At 60.1% G+C, this 21,100-nt stretch carries 20 protein-coding genes; 7 read left to right on the forward strand and 13 right to left on the reverse strand.

The genetic code is table 11. The features are described from left to right. Window positions 1-93 precede the first annotated feature (93 nt). Both Q1B40_RS07900 and Q1B40_RS07905 read left to right on the forward strand, forming a co-directional pair. Window positions 94-858: an SDR family NAD(P)-dependent oxidoreductase gene (locus Q1B40_RS07900; protein ID WP_299812142.1), complete on the forward strand. Its 765-nt coding sequence runs from the start codon at window positions 94-96 to the stop codon at window positions 856-858. A 140-nt stretch (window positions 859-998) separates the two neighbouring features. Beyond that, window positions 999-1,550, forward strand: coding sequence for a MerR family transcriptional regulator (locus Q1B40_RS07905; protein ID WP_299812144.1), 552 nt, complete (start codon window positions 999-1,001; stop codon window positions 1,548-1,550). Between the two features lie 75 nt (window positions 1,551-1,625). Here Q1B40_RS07905 and metG read toward each other — a convergent pair whose 3' ends face one another. Further along, window positions 1,626-3,146 (reverse strand): methionine--tRNA ligase, encoded by a 1,521-nt coding sequence (gene metG / locus Q1B40_RS07910; RefSeq protein ID WP_299812146.1) that lies wholly within the window; start codon window positions 3,144-3,146, stop codon window positions 1,626-1,628. A gap of 288 nt (window positions 3,147-3,434) precedes the next feature. On the opposite strand from metG, the gene Q1B40_RS07915 reads away from it, so the two are divergent. Continuing rightward, a complete protein-coding gene (locus tag Q1B40_RS07915; protein ID WP_299812148.1) occupies window positions 3,435-4,748 on the forward strand; it encodes a hypothetical protein in 1,314 nt (437 codons plus the stop codon). 43 nt (window positions 4,749-4,791) lie between these two features. On the opposite strand, the gene Q1B40_RS07920 is transcribed toward Q1B40_RS07915, so the two are convergent. Both Q1B40_RS07920 and Q1B40_RS07925 read right to left on the reverse strand, forming a co-directional pair. Further along, window positions 4,792-5,787 carry a YeiH family protein gene (locus Q1B40_RS07920; RefSeq protein ID WP_299812150.1) on the reverse strand — a complete coding sequence of 332 codons (996 nt, stop codon included), beginning with the start codon at window positions 5,785-5,787 and terminating at the stop codon, window positions 4,792-4,794. 26 nt (window positions 5,788-5,813) lie between these two features. Continuing rightward, a complete protein-coding gene (locus Q1B40_RS07925; protein ID WP_299812579.1) occupies window positions 5,814-7,253 on the reverse strand; it encodes a cytochrome c peroxidase in 1,440 nt (479 codons plus the stop codon). Window positions 7,254-7,379: 126 nt separating this feature from the next. Between Q1B40_RS07925 and Q1B40_RS07930 the strand changes: the two genes are divergently transcribed. Continuing rightward, a complete protein-coding gene (locus Q1B40_RS07930; RefSeq protein WP_299812580.1) occupies window positions 7,380-7,616 on the forward strand; it encodes a hypothetical protein in 237 nt (78 codons plus the stop codon). Window positions 7,617-7,787: 171 nt separating this feature from the next. Here the strand turns inward: Q1B40_RS07930 and dctP are convergent, their stop codons facing one another. The 6 genes from dctP to Q1B40_RS07960 all read right to left on the reverse strand — a co-directional run bounded on the left by dctP (window position 7,788) and on the right by Q1B40_RS07960 (window position 13,373). Continuing rightward, a complete protein-coding gene (dctP, locus tag Q1B40_RS07935; RefSeq protein ID WP_299812152.1) occupies window positions 7,788-8,846 on the reverse strand; it encodes a TRAP transporter substrate-binding protein DctP in 1,059 nt (352 codons plus the stop codon). A gap of 26 nt (window positions 8,847-8,872) precedes the next feature. After that, entirely contained in the window at window positions 8,873-10,162 is a 1,290-nt protein-coding gene (locus Q1B40_RS07940) for a TRAP transporter large permease (RefSeq protein ID WP_299812154.1), read from the reverse strand. Further along, window positions 10,162-10,752, reverse strand: coding sequence for a TRAP transporter small permease (locus tag Q1B40_RS07945; RefSeq protein ID WP_299812156.1), 591 nt, complete (start codon window positions 10,750-10,752; stop codon window positions 10,162-10,164). Before Q1B40_RS07945 ends, Q1B40_RS07940 begins: the two co-directional genes overlap by 1 nt. 61 nt (window positions 10,753-10,813) lie before the next feature. Then, a complete protein-coding gene (locus Q1B40_RS07950) occupies window positions 10,814-11,329 on the reverse strand; it encodes a flavin reductase family protein (RefSeq protein ID WP_299812158.1) in 516 nt (171 codons plus the stop codon). Continuing rightward, on the reverse strand, window positions 11,329-12,219 hold the full coding sequence (locus tag Q1B40_RS07955) for an aldo/keto reductase family oxidoreductase (RefSeq protein ID WP_299812160.1): 891 nt from the start codon (window positions 12,217-12,219) through the stop codon (window positions 11,329-11,331). Before Q1B40_RS07955 ends, Q1B40_RS07950 begins: the two co-directional genes overlap by 1 nt. After that, entirely contained in the window at window positions 12,219-13,373 is a 1,155-nt protein-coding gene (locus Q1B40_RS07960; protein WP_299812162.1) for an LLM class flavin-dependent oxidoreductase, read from the reverse strand. Before Q1B40_RS07960 ends, Q1B40_RS07955 begins: the two co-directional genes overlap by 1 nt. Window positions 13,374-13,600: 227 nt before the next feature. Between Q1B40_RS07960 and Q1B40_RS07965 the strand changes: the two genes are divergently transcribed. Both Q1B40_RS07965 and Q1B40_RS07970 read left to right on the forward strand, forming a co-directional pair. Beyond that, window positions 13,601-14,311 carry a GntR family transcriptional regulator gene (locus tag Q1B40_RS07965; RefSeq protein WP_299812164.1) on the forward strand — a complete coding sequence of 237 codons (711 nt, stop codon included), beginning with the start codon at window positions 13,601-13,603 and terminating at the stop codon, window positions 14,309-14,311. A gap of 51 nt (window positions 14,312-14,362) precedes the next feature. Then, window positions 14,363-15,487, forward strand: a complete 1,125-nt coding sequence (locus Q1B40_RS07970) for a Gfo/Idh/MocA family oxidoreductase (RefSeq protein WP_299812166.1) — start codon at window positions 14,363-14,365, stop codon at window positions 15,485-15,487. A 58-nt stretch (window positions 15,488-15,545) separates the two neighbouring features. On the opposite strand, the gene Q1B40_RS07975 is transcribed toward Q1B40_RS07970, so the two are convergent. Continuing rightward, window positions 15,546-15,977: a hypothetical protein gene (locus tag Q1B40_RS07975; RefSeq protein ID WP_299812168.1), complete on the reverse strand. Its 432-nt coding sequence runs from the start codon at window positions 15,975-15,977 to the stop codon at window positions 15,546-15,548. A gap of 225 nt (window positions 15,978-16,202) precedes the next feature. On the opposite strand from Q1B40_RS07975, the gene Q1B40_RS07980 reads away from it, so the two are divergent. Further along, the gene (locus Q1B40_RS07980) at window positions 16,203-18,842 is read left to right on the forward strand and encodes an SH3 domain-containing protein (protein WP_299812170.1); all 2,640 of its coding nucleotides are present in this window, start codon (window positions 16,203-16,205) and stop codon (window positions 18,840-18,842) included. Window positions 18,843-18,976: 134 nt separating this feature from the next. Here Q1B40_RS07980 and Q1B40_RS07985 read toward each other — a convergent pair whose 3' ends face one another. The 3 genes from Q1B40_RS07985 to Q1B40_RS07995 all read right to left on the reverse strand — a co-directional run bounded on the left by Q1B40_RS07985 (window position 18,977) and on the right by Q1B40_RS07995 (window position 21,064). Further along, entirely contained in the window at window positions 18,977-19,342 is a 366-nt protein-coding gene (locus tag Q1B40_RS07985; protein ID WP_299812172.1) for an STAS/SEC14 domain-containing protein, read from the reverse strand. A gap of 234 nt (window positions 19,343-19,576) precedes the next feature. Beyond that, complete coding sequence (locus Q1B40_RS07990) at window positions 19,577-20,056, reverse strand: AprI/Inh family metalloprotease inhibitor (protein ID WP_299812174.1); 480 nt, start codon at window positions 20,054-20,056, stop codon at window positions 19,577-19,579. 390 nt (window positions 20,057-20,446) lie between these two features. Continuing rightward, window positions 20,447-21,064, reverse strand: a complete 618-nt coding sequence (locus tag Q1B40_RS07995) for an HD family hydrolase (RefSeq protein ID WP_299812176.1) — start codon at window positions 21,062-21,064, stop codon at window positions 20,447-20,449. Window positions 21,065-21,100: the final 36 nt, after the last annotated feature.

The raw sequence follows: 21,100 nt of genomic DNA on the forward strand, positions 1-21,100 counted from the left end.
TGAAATTCGGTCTTGACCCTGACACTAGCGTCAATCCGCTAGGACCGGCACGAGGCGCATGAGCGCAGGTGTCAATCAGGGAAGCGAACCGGAATGAGTGAACAGACGAACTGGCAGGGCAAGGTCGCAATCGTAACGGGCGGAAGCTCCGGCATCGGGCAAGCCACGGCTTTGGCGTTGATCGAGCGCGGAGCGAATGTGGTCATCACGGGACGTGATGAGGCGAAGCTTGCCGGCGTTGCCGGCAGAAGCGCGGCGATCGAGGCCGTGCAGGCCGACAGCGCCGACCCCGCCGGCGGCAGGCGCATTGTCGAGGCGGCGATGGCCCGTTGGGGCAGACTGGATCTGATCGTCAACAATGCCGGGGCCGGGAAACCGCTCGCCATCGAAGCTTACGATGCGGAGACAATCTCGGACATCTGCGCGGTCAACATCGTTGCCCCGTCGCTTCTCTTGAAGGAGGCGCAGGCGACTTTGCGGGAAAGCAAAGGCGCGGTCGTCAATATCGGAACAGCGATTTCTCGAAACGCGGCGCCGGGCCTGGCCCACTACGCGGCCACCAAGGCGGCGCTTGAGCATCTGACCCGATCCTGGGCCATCGAGCTTGCAAAGGACGGTATCAGGGTGAATGCCGTCTCGCCCGGGCCCGTCAAGAGCGGTGCCCTGACCGGCATGATGGGGCTTCCCGCCGAAGTCGCGCAATCCATAGAGGAGGCCGAGGCTGCACAGGTCCCGTTGGGACGGCGCGGGGTGACCTCCGATCTTGTGCCGTGGATCCTGAGGCTCGGCAGTTCGGCCAATGAATGGCTCACCGCACAGGTGATCACCATTGACGGCGGCTGGTCACTGCGGAGTTAGAGCCACCAACAATGAAACATGCGGCTTCCCTTTCCCTTGATGGGGGAGGGAGGCCCGCCGGATTGCCGCTGCAGCAGCTGTTGCGTTCGCCTTCTTGAAAAGAAGGGTTGACCCTGACACTAGTGTCAAGGTGCTAGACCGTGTCGCATTCAATTGAATTCGGGAAACCCTATATCCGCCTGAATGCGACACGCTACGGAACCGCGTGGAAAGGAGCCGGAATGCAGATCAAGGAAGCAGCCGAACGGCTTGGAATCACGGAGCGCATGCTGCGCCACTACGAAAAGGCGGGCCTCATGGAAACCCGCCGCGCGGAGAACGGTTATCGCAGCTATGACCCCGCCGACCTGCGCCGCGCGGGCCGGATCCGTGATCTCATCGACACGGGCTTTTCAACCCGCGAGGTCCGCGCGATGGCGGCCTGCCTCTCCGACGAGGGCGCAGGACCCTGCGAGGGCGGCATTCCGCAACTCGTGAAAAAGCTCGAGCAGATCGACCGTCTCAGAGCCGATCTCGACGAAAAGCGGCAAGCCGTTCTCGACCGTCTCGCCACGTTCCGGGAGGCTCTTTCGATCCGGAGCGAAAAGGACGACCCGCATCCCGCCGCGCCTGATGGTCCTCTTCCTGTTCGTCTTTCCCGTGCGGGGACACGAGTGCCGATGGAGACTGATCCTCACGCTGCCGGGCGCTGAGGGGTCTGTTTTTCCCGGCATGTGACGTTCCGGCGACCCCGCATGACAGAGCGGCCGCCGAATTTACGCCAAATATTATTGAACCCTGGGAAACAGCGTCTCGATTTCATTGAGGTCGCTGTTGCCCTGAAGCTTGTCGAGCTCCGGTTTCCAGGGGCAGGCTACCTCCGGTGCATTCAGCATTTCCAGCGCCTTGCCCGCTGAGCCCGGGATGATCTGCTGCAGGGCTTCCATGACGATGCGCAGGCAGTCGAGTGTCACGTAGATCACCGTCTGGCAGCGTTCCCGTGTGTCCTCGTTCTTGATGAGGTCCCACGGTGCCTGTTCGGCGAAATAGTTGTTCATCTCGTCGGCAACGGTAATGATCGCCTGCGCCCGCGCGGGAATGTCGGCAAGGTTCATCCACGCGCTCATGCCCGTGGTCGCTTCGACAACGGACTTGCGGATGGCCTCGTCCTGGGCGTTCAGAGGACCGGGCGCGGGCAGCTTGCCGTCGAAGCGCGCCTTGGAGAATTTCGCGGCGCGCGACAGGAGGTTGCCCACCTTGTTGCCCAGCTCGCTGTTGTAGGTCTGGGTGATCAGGTCGACGGAGATCTGGCTGTCGCTGTCGGCGCGCATGTGGCGGGCCAGATACCAGCGCAGCGCATCGACGCCCAGCTTGTCGATCACCTCGATCGGGTCGACGACATTGCCGATGGACTTCGACATCTTCACGCCGCCGGCGCCGACCCAGTGGCTGTGCACGGAAAGTTTCTTCGGCAGCGGCAGGCCGGCGGCCATCAGCATGATCGGCCAGTAGACGCCGTGCGGCTTCAGGATATCCTTGCCGATCAGGTGCTCGCACTCCGCCCACCAGTCCTCGTAGCCTTCTTCCGGCCAGCCGATATTGGTCAGGTAGTTGGCAAGGGCATCGAACCAGACATAAGTCACGAAGTCCGGGTCGAAAGGCAGGTCGACCCCGAGCGTCACACGGGCCTTCGGCCGCGAGATGCACAGGTCTTCCAGCGGCTCTGACAGCATCTGCTTCAGCTCGTTGCGGAAGGCTTCCGGCTGAACGAAATCCGGATTGTCGGCAATATGCTGCAGCAGCCGTTCGCGGTACGGCTCCATCTTCAGGAAGTAGTTGGTCTCATCCGTCTGCTCCACCTTCATGGTCGGGTGCAGCGGACACTGGCCATCCTCGGTCAGGTCGGACTCTTTCTTGAACTCTTCGCAACCCTTGCAGTAGGTGCCGGTATATTGTTTCTTGACGATCAGGCCCTTGTCGAAGATCGCCTGTTCCATGCCGGCGACGGCCGTCTTGTGACCCTCCCGGCTGGTCCGCACGAAATAGTCGTAGGCAACGCCCAGACGGTCGAATACGTCGCGGAATTCCTTGCCGCGCATCTCCAGGTAATCAGTCACCGACATGTCAAGCTCGGCCGCCGCTTCCTGGTTCTTCTGGCCGTGTTCGTCAACGCCGGTGGACAGCATCAACTCGTATCCCAGCGCTACGCGGTTGCGTTTCAGGATATCGGCCATGACGGAAGTAAAAGCATGACCGATATGCGGAGAACCGTTGACGTAGTAGATCGGGGTCGTGATGTAGCTTTTCATCAAGGCGCTTTCGAATTTCCGGGCTGATGCGGGCGGGTCGCCGAAGAGCGTCGCCGCAATTTCGCTGGGGCGGTCCCATCAGTGAAGGTAAAGCTATATTTCACACTCATGAGGTCAAGAAAAGCCCTGTCGGTTGATTTCAAGGGCTTTGAGCATCCTCCCGACTACGGGGCAATCAGGTTGAAGTCCAGCAACTAATGGACACGGGAAATTTCCTTCGAAAACCGGTTTTCTTCCCCAAAGTGCTCGTTAAGGTGGAACTGTTGTGTGAGGCAAGGAACCTGAGTGATGGTTGAAGATGCGCTGAAGTCTGCCCGTGGACTTCATCGATTGATTATGACGGTGGCTCTGGTCGCGATAATATTTGCGCTCTCTGTTGAATCTCCACCCGATAAAAAGCTTCAGAAGGAAGTTGTCGACTCGCTTATCGAATTGCCCTTCGTCGAATACGAGGTATTTCTGGCTGATCTCGTCGAAGAGGCTGCAGAGAAAGAACTCCAGCCGATCTTTGAACGTGTTTCCGAAAAACTTGACGCTGGAAATCACCTGATTTTTGGTCTGGACGATATCGCTGAAGCTTTCCTGCAGCCTATCCACGTTGGAAAGCTTCAGGTCGACAACACAATTTTGAGCGAAGTCGAAAACGCATCATTGATTCAGCTGAACGCGCTGAACGGGCTGGATCTTGACCGGGATGCGCAAATTCTGGTCCCCGACACCGATGAACTGCTCGAGGAAATCGCCTATTTCTTTTCTCAACATCCGGATGCCGGAAGACGAATTGACAGTATTTCAATCGGAATTGGCGACTACGAAACCGATGCCAGTTCATTTTTACCCGATGGGGTCCACAGCATCGGCATCTATTTCGATTTGGTTGAGGCAGTCAGAACGGGGGCCACACCAGCTTTTTCGGCAACATTTACCGGCGAAATGAAAGCCATTCCGAACAGTTCGTTCTTGCACTGGTTGTCCGGCCGGAACTTCGATAACGAACTTGTTCGTATCGAAAATGGTGAGGTGAAATTTGCGACGAACCTCAAAGACGCTCCCAATGGCTTCTATGCTGAAAAACTTGGTGTCCTGTCGCTTAACCTCGAACAGGACATTGAAAAATCGAGCCCGGCCAGCCAGTCCGTTTCCATTTTGGGAACAAACGTTCCCGGATTGCTGGTCGTCTTTGCTGCCCCGCTGATATTGTTTTTCCTCAGCTACTATTTTAGCTGCCACACCCGCCATCTTGTCCGCATAGCGCCAGGGAACATTCAGGACTTCCGGAACTTTGCATGGCTGCCGCTTAGTCTGACGCAAATACATCTGTTTTCGCTGAAAAATTTGTCGGCAAACGCCGCCATTCATCGCCGAGGGGGGGTTGACGGAGGGCTTGTCGAGCTCATGTTCAGTGCAATTCTCCTGCCCTTGTTTGCAATTGCATTGCTGTTTTTCAGGCTGCGAGAATTCGGCGATCTTTCGCAATTGCAGTTGCTTAGCCTGTGGCTGTCGATTGCAGGTATCGTCGGGTTCGGCGTTTTGACGTTCCGAAACATCGCTCTTGTGCGCAAGGAACTGGAGGCTGCTGATGGAGCCAGCCGAGGTGTTTAAGGTCGGTGCCCTGGACGCCTCCCTCCGAATTCTGCCATAGCCTCTACCCGATCAGCCAGATACCCCCGAGGACGAACAGCGCCAGGAAGACTGTTTGCGTCAGCATCATCCAGATGGCGGGTCCGCCGACTTCAAGGAGTTTCGGGAGCGAGGTCTTCATGCCTACTGCGGCAATTGCGGCCAGTAGCGCCCACCGGGAGACATGGCCTGCGGTTTCCTTGGCGACGTCCGGGATCAGACCGAAGGAATTGCAGGCAGCCAGCACGAGGAAAGCGATCACGAAGCCGGGCACCAGCGGTGGACGGGCGGCGCCGGGAGCGGCGCCCTTGCGCAGCACAAGGGCCGCAACGAGCACGATAGGGGCGAGCAGGGTGACCCGGATCAGCTTGACCAGCGTGGACAGATCGCCGGTTTCCTCTGAAATCGAAAATCCGGCGCCCACCACCTGGGCAACATCATGGATCGTCCCGCCGAGGAAAACCCCGGTTTCGTCGATGGAAAGCCCGAGAGAATTCGTCAGGATCGGGTAGAAGATCATCGCCAGCGTCGACAGCACGGTGACGGTGATGACCGTAAAGGCGAGGTCCCGCTCACCGTGTTCACGCTTCGGCAGGATCGATCCGATGGCCATTGCCGCGGACGCCCCGCAGATCGCCACTGCTCCGCCGGTAAGAAACGAAAACAGCCGGTCGCGGCCGAAAAGCCGGCCGATCAGCAGCGAGACCCCGATGGTCGCCAGCACTCCCAGAACAACAAGCGCCAGAAAGGGCAGGCCGAGAGCCTGCACCATTTCGACGCTGATGCGCACGCCCAGCAAGGCGACCCCGAGCCGCAGCAGCGTCCTCGCGGAAAAGGCGATGCCTTCGGCGGTTCTTTCTTCTTCTGAAAGAAAGTTCAACGGCATTCCAAGCAGAATTGCCATCAGCATGGCGGGTGCGCCGTAGTGGTCGTTCAAAAACTGCGCGGCGATTGCCACAAGCCCGGCAATAACAATTCCGGGGAACAGGACGTTCGCCCTGTCTTTCAAAGGTTTAACCATGCAAAGTGCTCTATTCTGCTCAACGGCTAGCGGTCAACCGGCAATCCGCTCGGAACCTTGTCCGGAATGCCGAAAGGAGGGGTGGTGACGGAGGCGGACCCGGTCAGGGCCTTCAGGAATGCCACCAGATCGGAAATGTCCCGGTCGGAAAGCGGGATTGCCGAAATATCCCGGAAGCGCGCCTGACGCGCCAGCTCACGCGGGTCTTTCCAGACCATGAAATCTATGCCGGCGAGCCAGGGGGCGTCCGGCAGGCTGGCCGTTTCAGGCCGCCAGGAGTTGAGCATGCCGTCGGGATCGAGATGATGGCGGACGATGCCTTCCAGCGTCGGATAGGCCCCGTTGTGCCCGTAAGGAGCGGTAAGCTCGACATTGCGCAGCATCGGCGTGCGGAACCTGTAGGCGTCTTCCAGCCGGTCGGTTTCCCCCATCGCGCCGACATCGCGTACCATCGGATCGAAGCGGCGCGTGCGGCCGGGACCGAAGGGCGGCAGACCGAGGGCATGGAATTTCTGGTCGCTGAGAAGTTTGCCGGAGTGGCACGCAGAGCAGCCGGCCTTTCCGTAGAAAAGCTCCGCTCCGTGTCTCTGGCTGCCGTCCAGCGCTGCTGTGTCTCCAGCCAGAAACCGGTCGAACGGGCTGTCGAAGCTTTGCCACTCGAGGGCCTGGAATGCCGCAAGGGCATTGGAGATCTCCACGATCGTCACGTCTTCCGGCGCATCGATATGATCGAAAGCCGCAACGAACATCTGCCCGTACTCCGGAATTATCCGCACGCGCTTGGCCAGGATCGGCCAGGCGGCGTCGATCCGGTCGTGGATCGCGCCTGCGATCTCGTTTTCCTTAGGATTTCCGGCCATCTCGAACTGGGCGGTTACCGGGAAAACCGCCTGGGCGGCAAGCAGGGAATTGAACCCCTTTGGCAGCCATTCCTCGGCGGGCGAGTTGAAGCCGTTTTCATAGGTCTCGGCGATCGACAGGCGGCCGTCGTGAAACAGTGTGTGAAGGTTCTTCGCCCCGAGGTTCCACAGCCCCGGCGCATTGCGGGGGATCCGTTTGCGGATACGGTTCCCGCCCAGACCGGCAGTACGTTCAAGCCCCAGTCCTTCGCCGCCTTCACCGATCCCGAGAGACAGACGGTCGCTTGTGCCCAGCCTGGGGTGATGGCAGGTGGCACAGGCGATATTCCTGTTGCCGGACAGGATCCTGTCGTAAAAGAGAAGCTGTCCGAGCGCTGCCTGTCTGCGGTCGAAGGCAATGAAATCGTCAGGACCGAGCGGCGCGGGAAACTCCGCCGCCAGGGCAGGGGCAGCAAGAAGAACAATTAGGGGGACAGACAGGATCGAATGACTGGAAAGCTTATGATTGCCCTTGTCGGCCTTGCCTTGCTGAGCACGCCGGCCCTTGCCGAAATCGAGGAAGCGCGCGACCTGATGGAGGCCGACCGCTACGAGGAGGCGATGCAGGAACTCTGGCCCGCGGCGCGCTCCGGCAACGCGGACGCGGAGGAGCTGATCGGCGTGATGTACGCCATGGGCCTGGGCGTCGAGCGCGACGACCAGCGGGCGTTCGAATGGTATCTCAGAAGTGCCATGAAAGGCCATCCGGGCGCCCAGTCCGGGGTCGGCTGGTACTATGAAGTCGGACGCGGGCTGCCGGCGCCGGATCTCGTTCGCGCCTACATGTGGTACACGCTCTCCGCCATCGGGGGGGATCCCGATGCGGCGATCTCTCTGGAAGAGGTGGTCAAGAAGATGACCCGGGATGAGATTGAAAAAGCGCATGTTCTTGTGGGCGACTACAAGGTCTGGATGTATCCGTTCCGATGAAGGCTTCTGATCGGCTCAGGGCTCGGTTCTGGGAGCGCTGGGCGGATGAGAAATCTCGAATGTCTGTCCTCCCTCTGTCTTCTCATGGCCTGCAGGCTCAGGTGCTGCAATGAAGGTGAAGAAAAGTGAGTGTCACGCCCCGCAGGGCAGGGCGTGACACGTGCGTCAGCTTCAGTTCAGATCAGCCTTGCGGCTGCCGTCGATGGAAGCTTCAGCCTCCGAGACGGCTTTCTCGAGTGCGCCGAAGATTTCCTCGCCGCGGCCGACATTGGCCTTGAACCAGTCGTAAACCGGAGCGGCAGCTTCCTTGAAGGCGGACTTCTGCTCCGGCGTCGGAACGTAGAGATCGCCGCCACCGGCAACGAAGTCTTCATAGGCCTGGATGGATTTGCGCTTCGGCGAGGCGAATGTCGCCTGCTGAAGAGCATAGAAACCATCGACCACGACACGGCGCAGGTCTTCCGGCATGGAGAGGAACTTCTCGTTGTTCATCCACCACAGGGCGCCCATGTAGGCATGGCCGTCGAGGGTCACGTATTGAAGGCCGGCATCGGGGAACTTCATGCCCATGATGTCGGTGATGCCGTTCTTGGAGCCTTCCACGACGCCCGTCTGGAACGAGGTGAACAGTTCAGGCCACGGGATCGGCGTCGGCGAAGCACCCAGGGACTTCACCAGTTCCTGCGGCAGGTCGGCGACGACGGTGCGGATCTTGAGACCTTCAAGGTCCGACGGCGTTGCGACGCGACGCTTGGTGTTGGCAAAGTTCCGCCAGCCGCCGGTATTGCCGATGGTCATCAGGCGGATGGAATTCTGGGAATCCTCCAGGGCCATGGCGCGCATGGCGCGGGTGAAGTCGCCGGAAAGAACGTGTTCCGCGATCCGGTCGTCGGCCATCATGTAGGGCAGGTCGAGAACCTGAACATAAGGGAAGATGCCCGAAGCGCCGCCGGAGGTGGAGATGTAGATGTCGATGGCGCCGTCGGCGACACCCTGAAGACATTCCGCTCCGTTTGAGCACAACTGCGTCCCGATGAAGAGTTCGACCTCGATCGCGCCGTTGGATGCGGCTTCCACGAAGTTCTTGAACACGACCAGACCGTCATAGTCTTCGTCGTTCTCGTTGGAGTTGGCCGTCGCGCGCAGCGTGTAGTCCGCGGCTATGGCGCTCAGCGACGAACCGGCGAGCATCGCCGCGACGGTGAGCGTTTTGAGTGCAGATTTGAGCATTAGGTACCTCCCTTTAAAACTCAATATCAGTTGGCAAATCCGGTCAGACGCGGGATCGTCATGGAAAGTGCCGGTATGTAGGTGATCAGGAAGATCACCGCGATCTCTACCGCCAGAAACGGCAGAATGGCCTTGGCTATGGTTTCAACCCGTTCTCCTGAAACCGACGCCGCGACAAAGAGCACCAGCCCCATCGGCGGCGTGGCCAGACCGACGGTCAGGTTCACACTCATGATGATGGCGAAGTGGATGGGATCGACACCCATCGAGATGAAGATGGGACCGAGGATCGGCCCCAGAATGATGATCGCCGGTCCCGCATCCAGGAACATGCCCACCACGAACAGCAGGATGTTGATCAGGAACAGCAGGATCAGCGGATTTTGCGACAGGGACAGCACGAAGTCGGCCATGATCTCCGGCGCGTGGCTGAGACTGACGACTGTCTTGAAGGCCATTGCCGCACCGACCAGCAGAAGCACGACGGCCGACGTGATGCCGGCCCGGTTCAGCACGCCCGGAATTTCCGACGGCCTGATCGACCGCAACACGAAGAGGCCGATGAACAGAGCATAGGCCACGGCGACGGCCGCGGCTTCCGTCGGTGTGAAAATCCCGGCCAGAATACCGCCCATGATGATGACCGGCGTCAGCAGGGGGAAGAAGGCTTTCAGCGAGGCGTTGCCACGCTCACCCCACGTGTAGCGGCGGCTCGAGGCGGGAAAGTCGTATTTGTCGGCCATGAACTTGACCATGATCATCAGGCCGACGCCCACCATGATCCCCGGCACGATGCCCGCCAGAAACAGGGCGGCGACACTTTCCCCCATCACATAGGCATAGATGATCATGATGCCCGAAGGCGGGATGATCGGGCCGATAACCGAGCTCGCCGCGGTGATCGCGGCTGCGAACTTGCGGGTGTAGCCCTGCTTTTCCATTGCCGGAATCAGCATGGAGCCGAGAGCAGAGGTATCGGCGACCGCCGACCCGGACAATCCGGCGAACAACATCGAGGAGAGAATGTTCACATGCGCAAGACCGCCGCGAAGATGGCCCATCAGCGCCTGTGAAAACTCCACCAGCCGCATGGTGATGCCGCCCTTGTTCATCAGTTCGCCCGCGAGCATGAAGAACGGAATCGCCATCAGAGGAAAGCTGTCCATGCCGTTGTAGACGTTACGGTAGAGCAGCACGATGTCGCGCTCCTGACCGTTCATCCACAGCAGCAGGCCGGGCGCGGCGAGAAGTCCGAAGAAGACCGGCAGGCCGAGCATCAGGAAGAAGAGAAAGACCGGAAGGAACCAGATAAGCATCAGTCTGCCCCCGCCATGTCCGGATCAGGTATGTCCGTCAGCCGAGATCCGCCGCCCAGCAGGGATATGAAGCTGCGCAGGATGAGTTCCACATTGACCATCGCCAGCAGAATCACGCCGACGAAAATCGAGGCCATCATCCAGCTGCGTGGCACGCGGATCCATTCGCTGAGGGTGAAATTGCCCGGGACATAAAGAGAAGCGGTCGCGAAATTGCCGCCGAAGCCGGTGACTTCCGAATAACCGATCCTGATCGCGATGATCAGAACGGTAAGGGAGATCAGCAGCAGGAAGAGAGTCAGAATGTTGCCCGGGATGCGGGGCAGGGCATGGCCGAACATGTCGATGGCGACAAAGCCGCCGCGCCGCAGGGCGGTCGGCGCCATCAGGCCGGTCATCCAGAGCATGCAGAAACGCGCAGCTTCGTCGGGCCAGGGCAGAGCATTGTTGAGAACATAGCGGAACACGACCTGAATCAGGATCGCAACCACCATCAAGGCCACGGCGACAATGCCGATCGCTCGTCCAATCCGCAACAGGTGCGAATTGACGAAGTCGAGCGGTGCAAGGACCGCCAACAATACGCCCATCCGGGCTCCTCCCTAAATCTGCATTTCCGCGCGGGGCGGTCAGCCGTCCCTATACCGGTTCTTATTGTGGTGCGGTTTGTCCCAGTTTGCCCGCAAAAAAGGTAAGCGCATCTCCCGTGCGCATTTCCGCCTGCAGGACCTCTCCCAGGACGATCAGGTGATCGCCGCCCTCATAGGCGGTAAAACGTTTGCATTCGAACCGTGCCAGACAGTTTTCGATCAGCGGCACGCCGTTTTCATCCACCTTGTAACTCAACTGGTCGAAGGCATGGGCGTTGCGTACAAAGCCGCTGCACACCTCGGCCTGCTCATGGCTGAGGACGTGGATGGCATAATGTTCGGCAGTCTCGAAATAGCGGAACCGCCGCGACCCCTTGTCCGGCATCCACAGAACCAGAGGCGGTTCCAGGGAAACGGAGGAAAAGCTGTTGGCCGTAATGCCGACGGGACCGTCCACCGATCCCGTGGTCACGATGGTGACGCCGGTGGCAAAACGGCCAAAGGCGTCCCGCAGCAGGCGGGTATTCTCGGCATCGGGCTCGAAGGTCACGGTATGATTGGCAGTCTGCATGGTCATCAGGGCACCTCTTGTCCGAGGGCCGCCTCATAAAGGCGGTACCAGGTTTCGCGATCCAGATTGACTTTCAGGGCATCGGAGATCCTGGCAATCCGGTCCGGGTTGTTGGTGCCCAGGACAGGCAGGAGCTGCGCCGGATGCGCCAGCAGGAAGGCAATGGCAACCGCGGAGCGGTCGACACCATGATCTCCGGCAAGTTCGTCGAGCACAGCGCCGAGCCGGCCGCGTTCTGCAATCAGCGCGCCGCCGCCGAGCGGCGACCAGGCCATCAGCCGTGTGCCGAGCCTCTGATGAAAGGCGAGATCGCCATTGGTGAAAGGAGATATCTCCTTCAGGGAAATTTCGATCTGGTTGGTGAAGAGCTGCGTCGACATCGCCGATTGCAGCAACTCCCAGTCCCAGGGACGGAAGTTGGAAACCCCGACGGATTTCACTTTTCCACTCTTCACCAGATCGTCGAGCGCGCTGCCGGTCTCGTGATGATCCATCAACGGGTCCGGACGGTGGATCAGCAGCAGGTCGATGGTTTCGATGCCCATGTCGGCAAGTGAGGTCTCGACCGACATTTCAATATGGGCGCGAGAGGTGTCGTAGTATTTCACCGTCTTGTCGGCGTAGCGTCCGGCAGGGGCGACGATGTCGCATTTGGTGACGATTTCCATGCGCTCGCGCAGCGAGGGATTGGCTTTGAGCGCCCCTCCGAGCACGGCCTCGGCGGTGTAACCGCCATAGATATCCGCCTGGTCGAAGGTGGTGATCCCCTGATCGAGACAGATCTGGATCTTTCTTTCCACATAAGCAGGGGAGGTGTCCGTATCGTCTCCGATGCGCCACATGCCATAAATCAGGCGTGAGAATTCAAGGTTTTCGGAAAGACTGACGCGTTCCATTAGCGGCGTACTCCAGTGCCGAGCGGGGTTGCAGGTGTCTCGGCCGGAACGCGGCCGTAAGCCTGCGGCAGCGAGCAGGTCTTCAGGTGCGGCATGACCCGCGAGCCGAAATGCTCCGCCTCTTCGATATGCGGATAGCCGGAGAAGATGAAGGCGCGGATGCCCATTTTCTGATAGGCCTCGATTTTCGACAGGACCTGATCGGTCGAGCCGACGAGCGCGGCGCCGCAGCCCGATCTTGCCCGTCCGACACCGGTCCACAGATTGGGCTCGATATAGCCGAACGCATCGGCGATCTCGCGGTTCTTCGCCTGATGGCTGACGCCGAGGGATTTCGCATCGAGCGCGCGTTCGCGGATGGCTGTTCCCTGGTCGTCGTCCAGTTTGGAGACGATGTAGTCGGCGTATTCCTGCGCTTCCTTTTCCGTGTCGCGCACGATCATGTGGACGCGCAGGCCGTAGTCCAGGGTGCGGCCGTGGTTTTCCGCCACTGCATTGACCGCCTTCATGCGGCCTTCCAGCTCTTCCATTTTTTCCGGCCACATCAGGTAGACATCGCAATGCTGGCCACAAAGCTCCAGCGCTGCCGGCGAGTAACCGCCGAAGTAGAGCAGCGGTCCGCCAGTCTGGTAAGGCCGGACCGGATCGGTGGTCAGGCCCTTGAAGGTGTAGACCTCGCCTTCATAGTCGATCTCATCGCGGGTCCAGGCCTGTTTCAGGATTTCGACGACTTCCCGGGAACGCTGGTAACGATAGGCGCTGTCCGCCTGTTCGCCGGGAAAGTCGGAGGAAATGATGTTGACCGTCAGTCGGCCCTCGAGCATGTGATCGAGCGTCGCGATGGTGCGCGCCAGCATGATCGGCTGCATCTCCCCGCAGCGGACCGCAGCCAGAAGATTGATCTTGTCGGTGATCGGCGCGCAGCCGGCGACGAAGGACAGGGTGTCCTGTCCGACCTGATAGGAGGACGGACACAGGATATTGCGAAAGCCCTGCTGCTCGGCGGTTTTGACGATCGCGGAACAATGGTTCCAGGACGATCGCAAGTGGCCTTCCGGTACGCCCAGAAACTGATAATCGTCGGAGCACAGCGCCGCGAACCAGGAAACCTCCGCGGCATCGAGATCCGGCGAAGTTACCGGGACAATGGTCATGAAATACCTCCCTGGAACAACCTGCCTGTGCGCGCCGCACGAAGACGGGTTGAGCGATCCCAAAATTGCCGGAACGTCCTGTCCGCGTTCGAAAGAACGTGTGCCGTTCCGGAGTTTTCATTTGTTTTCGAATGGCTTCATTTTGCCTTCGATTTCTTCTTGCATATCACCCGTTTTGATGTAAATCAATAGTGTATCAATTTTGCAGAACAGGCAACCAGACCGCCATGCCGATGGCCTCGCATTCCTCCAATGCTCTGCCCTTATATGTGCAGATCAGCGAGCTTTTGATCCGCGATATCGCCGCCGGCCGGCTGATCGACGGCGAACGCTTGCCGCCCGAGCGGGACATGGCCGAGGAGCTGGGAATCTCGATCGGCACCCTGCGCAAGGCGCTGGCGGACCTTACGGAAAAAGGCTTACTCGAGCGGGTCCAGGGTTCGGGAAACTACATACGCCAGGGCGGCACCGGCGACAGTGTCTACGCGATGTTCCGTCTGGAGCTGCTGACGGGCGGAGGATTGCCGCGCGCCGACATTCTGGAGCTGGACCGGCTGCGCAAACCGCAGGACCTGCCGGACTTCGGCACCAGTGACGAGGGCACCCGTATCCGCCGCCTCAGATATCTCAACGACGTCATTATCGCGGTGGAGGAAATCTGGCTCGACGGTGACGCCGGTCAGGTGAAGCGGGAGTTCATGTCCGATTCCCTCTACCGATTCTATCAGAAGCATCTCGGTTTCTGGATCGTCCGCGCCGAGGACAGGGTCACCATCGGCAAGGTGCCCGAATGGGCGCCGGCTGAATTTTCCAAGCCGGCGGGAACGCTCACCGGCTATATCGAGCGGTTCAGCTGGGCGGACCGACCGGAGCCGGTCGAATATTCGCGAACCTGGTTCGACACCGACAGGGCGCATTACGTACAGCGGTTGAAATAGACAAGGCGGGCGTCGGGTAACCTGAAGACCTGCCATCCAAGGAGGACTTAAATGCCTGTGAAGGTGAGATACGGTGTGATCGGTTGTGGCATGATGGGGCAGGAACATCTGCGCAACATTGCCCTTCTACCGGATACCGAAGTGACGGCGATATTCGAACCTGACCCGGCAATGGCCCGGGCCGCGGCGGAATTTGCGCCGGGCGCCGAATTTGCAGGCTCTGTCGATGCATTGCTGGACGTGGAAGCGCTGGACTGCCTTCTGATTGCCAGCCCGAACCACTGCCATTTGCCGCAAATGGAGGAAATCCGCAGGAAACGCCCTCTGCCGTTACTTGTCGAAAAACCGCTGTTCACGGACCCGAGGGATCTCGCCGAGCTGGAGACCTTCAGGGCCAATTATCCGGCGCCGGTCTGGGTGGCGATGGAATACCGCTACATGCCGCCGATCGCGGCCCTGATCGCGCGCGCCGAAGAGGTCACCGGCGGTGTCAGGATGCTGACGATCCGGGAGCACCGCTTTCCCTTTCTTCACAAGGTCGGGGCCTGGAACCGCTTCAACCGCTATTCCGGCGGGACGTTCGTCGAAAAATGCTGCCATTTTTTCGATCTCATGCGGCTGATCATGAAATGCGAGCCGGTACGCGTGATGGCGTCGGCCGGACAGGATACCAATCACAAGGACGAGATTTACGACGGCGAACGGCCGGATGTGCTCGACAATGGCTATGTGATCGTGGAGTTCGAGAACGGTGCTCGCGCCATGCTGGAACTTTGCATGTTCGCGGAAGGCTCGCGTTTCCAGGAGGAAGTCTCTGCCGTTGGGCCGCAGGGCAAGGTGGAAGCTTTCGTGCCCGGGCCCGGACGTTTCTGGCCGGAGGACCTGGGCGATCCGCCCGTGCCGATGCTTGTCGTTTCACCGCGCAGTCCCAAGGGACCGCGCCACATCGACATTCCGGTGGACACGGCTCTTCTCGAGGCGGGCGACCACAACGGCTCGACCTATTATCAGCACGCCGGATTTGCTGCCGTCGTGCGCGGGGAAAAGGATCTTCCTGATGTGACGCTGGAGGACGGCCGCCGCGCCGTCGAAATGGGCCTCGCTGCCCAGCAGTCCGCCCGCACCGGTCAGGCTGTGGCGATGGCCGCAAAGGCGCTTTCTTCGGTCGCTTGCTGAAGCGCAAAAACGGTCTGAAAAAGCAAATTGGATAGCCCGGCGTCGCGCCGGAGATCGGTTACCAGCCTTCGTTGGGCAGGAACGTCTGCACGGTATCCGAACTGAACCCGTCGCGGCCCCGGCGCATGTTCAGGGCCTTGATCGGAAACTGATAGTTCCGCCCCGTATCGGTTTGCCGGCACTGCTCTTTGCGGTAGTCGAACTGGCCCGGTCTGCCCTGATTTCTCTGCACCAGAACACAGAAGACGTCATAGCGGCCGTTGATATCCACTTCGCGGAATGCTCCCTGGGCAACGATGACCTGCTTGTGGCGGGTGAAGGACTTGTCGAAAAGCAGGAAGTTGCAATACGGCAGGCTTCCCTGTGGCGTGCGGGTGCTCTGGCAGTAGAAAATTTCTGCCTGCGCCTGTTCCGGCGGCGCGATGGCAAGAGAGCCGAGCCACGCAAGTCCCGCCAGGGCGGCAGTAAGGAAGCGGCGCGATATCCGCATGTTGGTTAATCTCCCGGGTCCGGTGCTGCAGTCGAACGACGCATCTTGCAGACAGATTGTCACTTTACCAGACAACTACCTGTGACGCGCCGCACAGGGAATAGGGGCGTCCAGCATTATCTTGAGGCCGTGGTTCGTGCTTCGGGCCGCGTTTGCTGATAGGTTGCAAGTGGTCAGCGTGCGGGATCGGCAAGATCCGCCGCGGGCTGCTTTTTGGAGGCTGCCATGCGCAAGACTGTTTCCGTCGTCCTTTCCTCGGCGTTGCTCGTTCAATCTGTTCTCGTCAACGGCGTACTGGCCGCCCCGGCCGTCACCACGGCCAATGTCAATTTCCGGCAGGGTCCTGGAACCGGCTACGGTTCCTTCGGCACGGTGCCCAACGGCACCGCGGTGGAGCTCGACAACTGCGACGACAGCGGTGCCTGGTGTTCCGTCAGCTACGGCGGCCGCAACGGGTTCGTCAGCGGCAAGTACCTGCAACTGACCGAACCGGAACAAACCACGGGCTGGCCGCGCTCCTTCCAGACCGATGGCGGCGCGACACTCGTTCTCTATCAGCCGCAGTTTACGCAATGGGACAATTTCAAGACGCTCAAGGCGCTGGTTGCCGCGGAATATCTTGAAAACAAGGACGCCAAGCCGGTCTTCGGCGTGATCGGCGTGAGCGGCCAGACAGTGGCGGACACCGACAAGGGCGAGGTCGATGTCAGCGCTCTCCAGGTGACGAAGCTTGATTTCTCGGCGCTCGACAGGAGCGCACTCACTGATCTCTCGTTACAGGTCGGCAAGATAATGCCGACCGGCACAATCACGGTGAAGGAGGACCGGATCACGGCCGGCCTTGCCGAATACCAGCGCATGGAAGACGTCCAGGGGCTCGGGACCGACGCTCCGCCGGTCTTCGTGTCGACCTCGCCCGCCATTCTGGTGCAGACGGAAGGCGCGCCGATCTTCGCTCCCGTCAAGGGCGAACAGGGCCTGAGTTTCGTCGTCAACACCAACTGGGACATCCTCAGGATCGACGAAACCGGAGAGCTCTATCTGCGTGACGAAAAGGCCTGGCTGACAACGAAGGATGTGTCTGCGGGCTGGCAACCGGTCGCCGAACTTCCCGACCTGATCAAAACCTTGCCGGATGATGATAACTGGAAGGAGACCCGCGAGGCCATCCCCGGCGAACCGTTCCCGGACAACGCGGCGCCGAAAGTCATCTATTCCGACAAACCTGCGGAGATGATCGTCTTTGAAGGTGAGCCTGAGCTTGAACAGGTGACCGGAACCGATCTGGAGTGGGCGTCCAACACCGACAGTGACGTGTTTTTCCTGAAATCGACGTCCACCTGGTACATCCTGGTTTCCGGCCGCTGGTTCAAATCGGCATCGCTCGACGGGCCATGGACCTTCACCACGCCTGACATGCCGTCCGATTTCCTGAACATTCCCGAAGACGCGCCTTACTACTCGGTCCGCTCGTCCATTCCGGGTACTTCGGAAGCTTCCCAGGCGCGCCTGAAGGCCAGCATCCCGACAACGGCACGGGTCGAGCTGGGCTCGCTCAGTACGGATGTCGCTTATGCGGGCGATCCGGAATTCGAGCCGATCGAGGGCACATCGATGTCCTATGCGGTCAACACGAGTGATCAGGTGATCCAGGTGGGCGCGAAATATTATGTGCTGCAGGACGGCGTCTGGTTCGTCGGGGACGGCCCGGAGGGACCGTTTGCGGTCGCGACGTCGGTCCCGGACGCAATCTACACCATCCCGCCATCCTCGCCGGTCTACAACGTGACGTATGTGCGCATCTATGAAACCGAACCCGATGCGGTGTGGTACGGCTACACGATGGGCTATCTGACGGGCTTTCTGGCCTGGGGCGTGTTTGTCTACGGCACCGGCTACTATTACCGGCCCTGGTACCGCCCCGGCTATCGGCCGATCTATTTCCCAAGACCCGTGACCTACGGCATCGGCGCTTTCTACAATCCGGTGCGCGGCACCTATGGCCGCTACGGCTATGCCTACGGCCCTCTGCGCGGCATTGCCGGTGGCGGCGTCTACAATCCCCGCACCGGTGGCTATATCCGCGGGGCGGCCATCAGCGGTCCGCGCGGCAGTGCCGGCTTCATCTCCGCCTATAACCCGCGCACCGGCAACCGTGTTGTCGCCGGTGGCGCGCGCGGCATTTACGGGTCCTGGGGCGGCAAGGTCGTGACCGGACCGCAATGGTCGCGCACCCGCGATCTTCAGGCGGGTGCGGTGAAACGCTGGCAGCAGGATGGAAGTCCCGGCCGCGTGGCCAATCTCGACCGCCGCGGCGATGTCTTCGCCGGACAGGACGGCGCGGTCTACCGCCGCGATGGCGACAACTGGCAGAAATTCGAAAGTGGCCGCTGGGGAGATGTTGCTGCCCCATCACGGGAAAACATACAGAACAGGCTCGCCAATACCGGAGCAGGGGCCAGGCTCGGTGCCGGAGCAGGGGCGGGAGTGGCAAACCGTCCGGCCGGCGACAGGATCCAGAACCGGCCGAATGCCGGAAACCGGCCCAATGTGCAGCGTCCGGCGAACCTGCCGTCGGGACAGCGCCCCAACGTTCAAACTCCGAACGTGCAGCGCCCGACAGTGCAAAGACCGGCAGAGCGGCCCGCAGTGCAAAGACCGTCTGTGCAAAAGCCGCCGGCGGTCCAGAGGCCGAATGTGCAACGTCCGGCGCAACGGCCACAGGCTCCGGCGCATCTGAACCGGGACAACAGGGCGCGTCAGGCCGGCAATCAGCAGATCAACCGTCAACGCAATGTGCAGCGCTCACGTCCGCAACCACAGCGGGGAGGGGGCGCCCGGCGCGGCGGAGGTCGCCGCCGCTGATACGCAGGTTCTCCGCTCTTCGGGTTTTTGGGGCGCGGCACGGCTGCGCCCGCATCTGCACATGATCCATGGTTTTCCGGAGAGCTGTTCCCCAGAACCGGCTGAACGAAATGCGCACCGGAAGGGTGGAGCAATCAGCTTTCGATCCAGTGCCAGGCGGTTTCGACGTCGGCCTTGTCGAAATGCTTTTCCTCGATGCTGGCCAGCTTCGCGAATGCCGCGTCGACGGCCACGAGGGCAGCCAGCAGCTTGCTGTCGCTGACGATCGCGATCTTCGCCAGGTGCTTCATGTTGGCGAGCGTCCACTTCATGTCCGCCATGGCCGCTTCGAATGATGTGCCCACGTGATCTCCGAGGACCACAAGCAGGCTGATCTTGCCATGTGCACCGATCAGCTCTTCCGCCTTGGCGACAAGCTCCCTTTCCTGGGCGATATCCACTTTTCCGTTGATTTCGATACCCAGAACGGAGCCCCGGCTGCGCGGCAGAATAGTGTACATGATTGTTCCTCCTCAGGAGCACCCTGCATCCGGTTGAACGCAGGCAGCATATTACAACACTTCAGAACCGGTCCGGTTCAAGGGCTCCGGCCTTGAGAATGACATTGCAATTACGGGTGGCAAAAGCCCAGAAATCAAACGACAGGCTCCGCACCGAAGTGGGCCAAAACGGGATTTCAGCTCAAAGGAGAAATGGCGGCCCAAGGCAAATATCCCCCGGACTGCCGTCAATCTTTACCGCCAGGCGGTGACCCGCGTCTTTCCGTGGGCAGAGCCATCCATTCGGTTTGGCTGGGTCACCCGCAAACTCGCAATCTGTTTGTCGAACATGCCGATCAGAACCAGTTCATAGCCACGCAGGCTCCAACGTCTGACGTCTGAGAGTTCCGTGTTCAGACAGCCGAACACCGTCGCGCTGCCACCGCTGCCTTGCCCCTGGCGCAATGTCAGGCTGCACTCCCTGCCAGATATCGAGATGCTCCATTTGCCAACGTAAGACTGGGGAGAAGCTGCGGCGTTGTGGGTGTAACTGTTCCCACCGGATGTCGTCCCCAACAGCTCTGCGACCATGTCGGCGGCGGCATTGGGATCGACGGACATGTTGACGCTTGTGCCTGAACTTTTCTTGTGAATGGTTCCGTCCGAAGACACCCAGCTTTTGGTTTTCGAGCTGGAATAGTCACGACTGATACGCCCGTTGAATGGGGGTGGCATAATCGGTTCGGCACCCGTGAAAACGGGATCCGAATAAGGCCTGGACCCGTAGCCCGGGCCGTCGTTCTGACCGTCGCTTTGGCAACCGGCCAAGAGTGATCCTATAAAAACAGCACCGCTGAAGATTTTGCCTGACTTCACATTCACCCCCAAAAATTCACGTTCAATAGAGTGGATGCGTTACCTGACATTCCACATGGAAACGGCACCTTATACCAAGCTCACTTGATAGGAACCCGTTTGATCGCATTGTCCCGGTTGACGGAAAAATGCTTGTTCTGTCGTGGTCAAGTACTTGTAGAATATGGATCATCAAGCTCTGGGGACGATGAAGGCGGCATCTGTCCCGAGGATGTGTGGACAGGCTTTCACGAGCGTAAAATCAAACGATTACTGTTCATCAACAGCAAGGTTGGTTGAAGACCGGGAGACCGCGTCTTCCAGAACCCGGATCATTTCGCGGGTTCCGGCGTCGGCCCGCTCACGGATCTGCTGTGTCAGCGGATGATACTCCGTGCGGTCGCGTCCGTAGGTCAGATTGAACTTGTAGAAGCTTGCGCCGGGCGGCGGCATCAGCAGATGCTGGAAGATCGTTTCCAGCTTGTCGAAGGCCTTGGCAAAGCGTGCCTCCACTGACGCGGCCTTGGCGTATTCGTCCCACAAGGCAATCAGGTCTTCCGCCAGGTCCTTGGGGAGTGCCGTGCAAAGGGTCTGGAAATCCCGCCGTTCGCGCTCCTGGCGATCGTCGCCTGGCTTCTGGTCGGGAGCGGGAATGTCCCCGGATATCGCCTCTCCGAGATCGTGGATCAGGCAGAGCTTCAAGAGCTTGAGAAAATCGATGCCTGCAAGCTCCTTCTCAAGAAGCAGCACCATGAGCGCGAGGCGCCAGCTGTGCTCGGCTGTGCTTTCCGGCCGGCCGTTGCGGGTCGAGCCGGACCGGATCGTGTCCTTCAGCTGTTCGGCGGACTGGAGAAACGCCAGGATCCCGGACAGTCTTTTGTCGTCCATCTGCTGGTCGCACACGGGAGGAGGGGGTGTCATCTG

The sequence above is a fragment of the uncultured Roseibium sp. genome, from assembly GCF_947496995.1.
Taxonomy (GTDB): domain Bacteria; phylum Pseudomonadota; class Alphaproteobacteria; order Rhizobiales; family Stappiaceae; genus Roseibium.

Bases quoted from the DNA above. Each gene is read 5' to 3' on its own strand.
- Q1B40_RS07900 (WP_299812142.1), top strand. From the start codon at position 94: ATGAGTGAACAGACGAACTGGCAGGGCAAGGTCGCAATCGTAACGGGC.
- metG (WP_299812146.1), bottom strand. From the start codon at position 3,146: ATGAAAAGCTACATCACGACCCCGATCTACTACGTCAACGGTTCTCCG.
- Q1B40_RS07915 (WP_299812148.1), top strand. From the start codon at position 3,435: ATGGTTGAAGATGCGCTGAAGTCTGCCCGTGGACTTCATCGATTGATT.
- Q1B40_RS07920 (WP_299812150.1), bottom strand. From the start codon at position 5,787: ATGGTTAAACCTTTGAAAGACAGGGCGAACGTCCTGTTCCCCGGAATT.
- Q1B40_RS07930 (WP_299812580.1), top strand. From the start codon at position 7,380: ATGAAAGGCCATCCGGGCGCCCAGTCCGGGGTCGGCTGGTACTATGAA.
- dctP (WP_299812152.1), bottom strand. From the start codon at position 8,846: ATGCTCAAATCTGCACTCAAAACGCTCACCGTCGCGGCGATGCTCGCC.
- Q1B40_RS07940 (WP_299812154.1), bottom strand. From the start codon at position 10,162: ATGCTTATCTGGTTCCTTCCGGTCTTTCTCTTCTTCCTGATGCTCGGC.
- Q1B40_RS07945 (WP_299812156.1), bottom strand. From the start codon at position 10,752: ATGGGCGTATTGTTGGCGGTCCTTGCACCGCTCGACTTCGTCAATTCG.
- Q1B40_RS07950 (WP_299812158.1), bottom strand. From the start codon at position 11,329: ATGACCATGCAGACTGCCAATCATACCGTGACCTTCGAGCCCGATGCC.
- Q1B40_RS07955 (WP_299812160.1), bottom strand. From the start codon at position 12,219: ATGGAACGCGTCAGTCTTTCCGAAAACCTTGAATTCTCACGCCTGATT.
- Q1B40_RS07960 (WP_299812162.1), bottom strand. From the start codon at position 13,373: ATGACCATTGTCCCGGTAACTTCGCCGGATCTCGATGCCGCGGAGGTT.
- Q1B40_RS07965 (WP_299812164.1), top strand. From the start codon at position 13,601: ATGCCGATGGCCTCGCATTCCTCCAATGCTCTGCCCTTATATGTGCAG.
- Q1B40_RS07970 (WP_299812166.1), top strand. From the start codon at position 14,363: ATGCCTGTGAAGGTGAGATACGGTGTGATCGGTTGTGGCATGATGGGG.
- Q1B40_RS07975 (WP_299812168.1), bottom strand. From the start codon at position 15,977: ATGCGGATATCGCGCCGCTTCCTTACTGCCGCCCTGGCGGGACTTGCG.
- Q1B40_RS07980 (WP_299812170.1), top strand. From the start codon at position 16,203: ATGCGCAAGACTGTTTCCGTCGTCCTTTCCTCGGCGTTGCTCGTTCAA.
- Q1B40_RS07985 (WP_299812172.1), bottom strand. From the start codon at position 19,342: ATGTACACTATTCTGCCGCGCAGCCGGGGCTCCGTTCTGGGTATCGAA.
- Q1B40_RS07990 (WP_299812174.1), bottom strand. From the start codon at position 20,056: ATGCCACCCCCATTCAACGGGCGTATCAGTCGTGACTATTCCAGCTCG.
- Q1B40_RS07995 (WP_299812176.1), bottom strand. From the start codon at position 21,064: ATGGACGACAAAAGACTGTCCGGGATCCTGGCGTTTCTCCAGTCCGCC.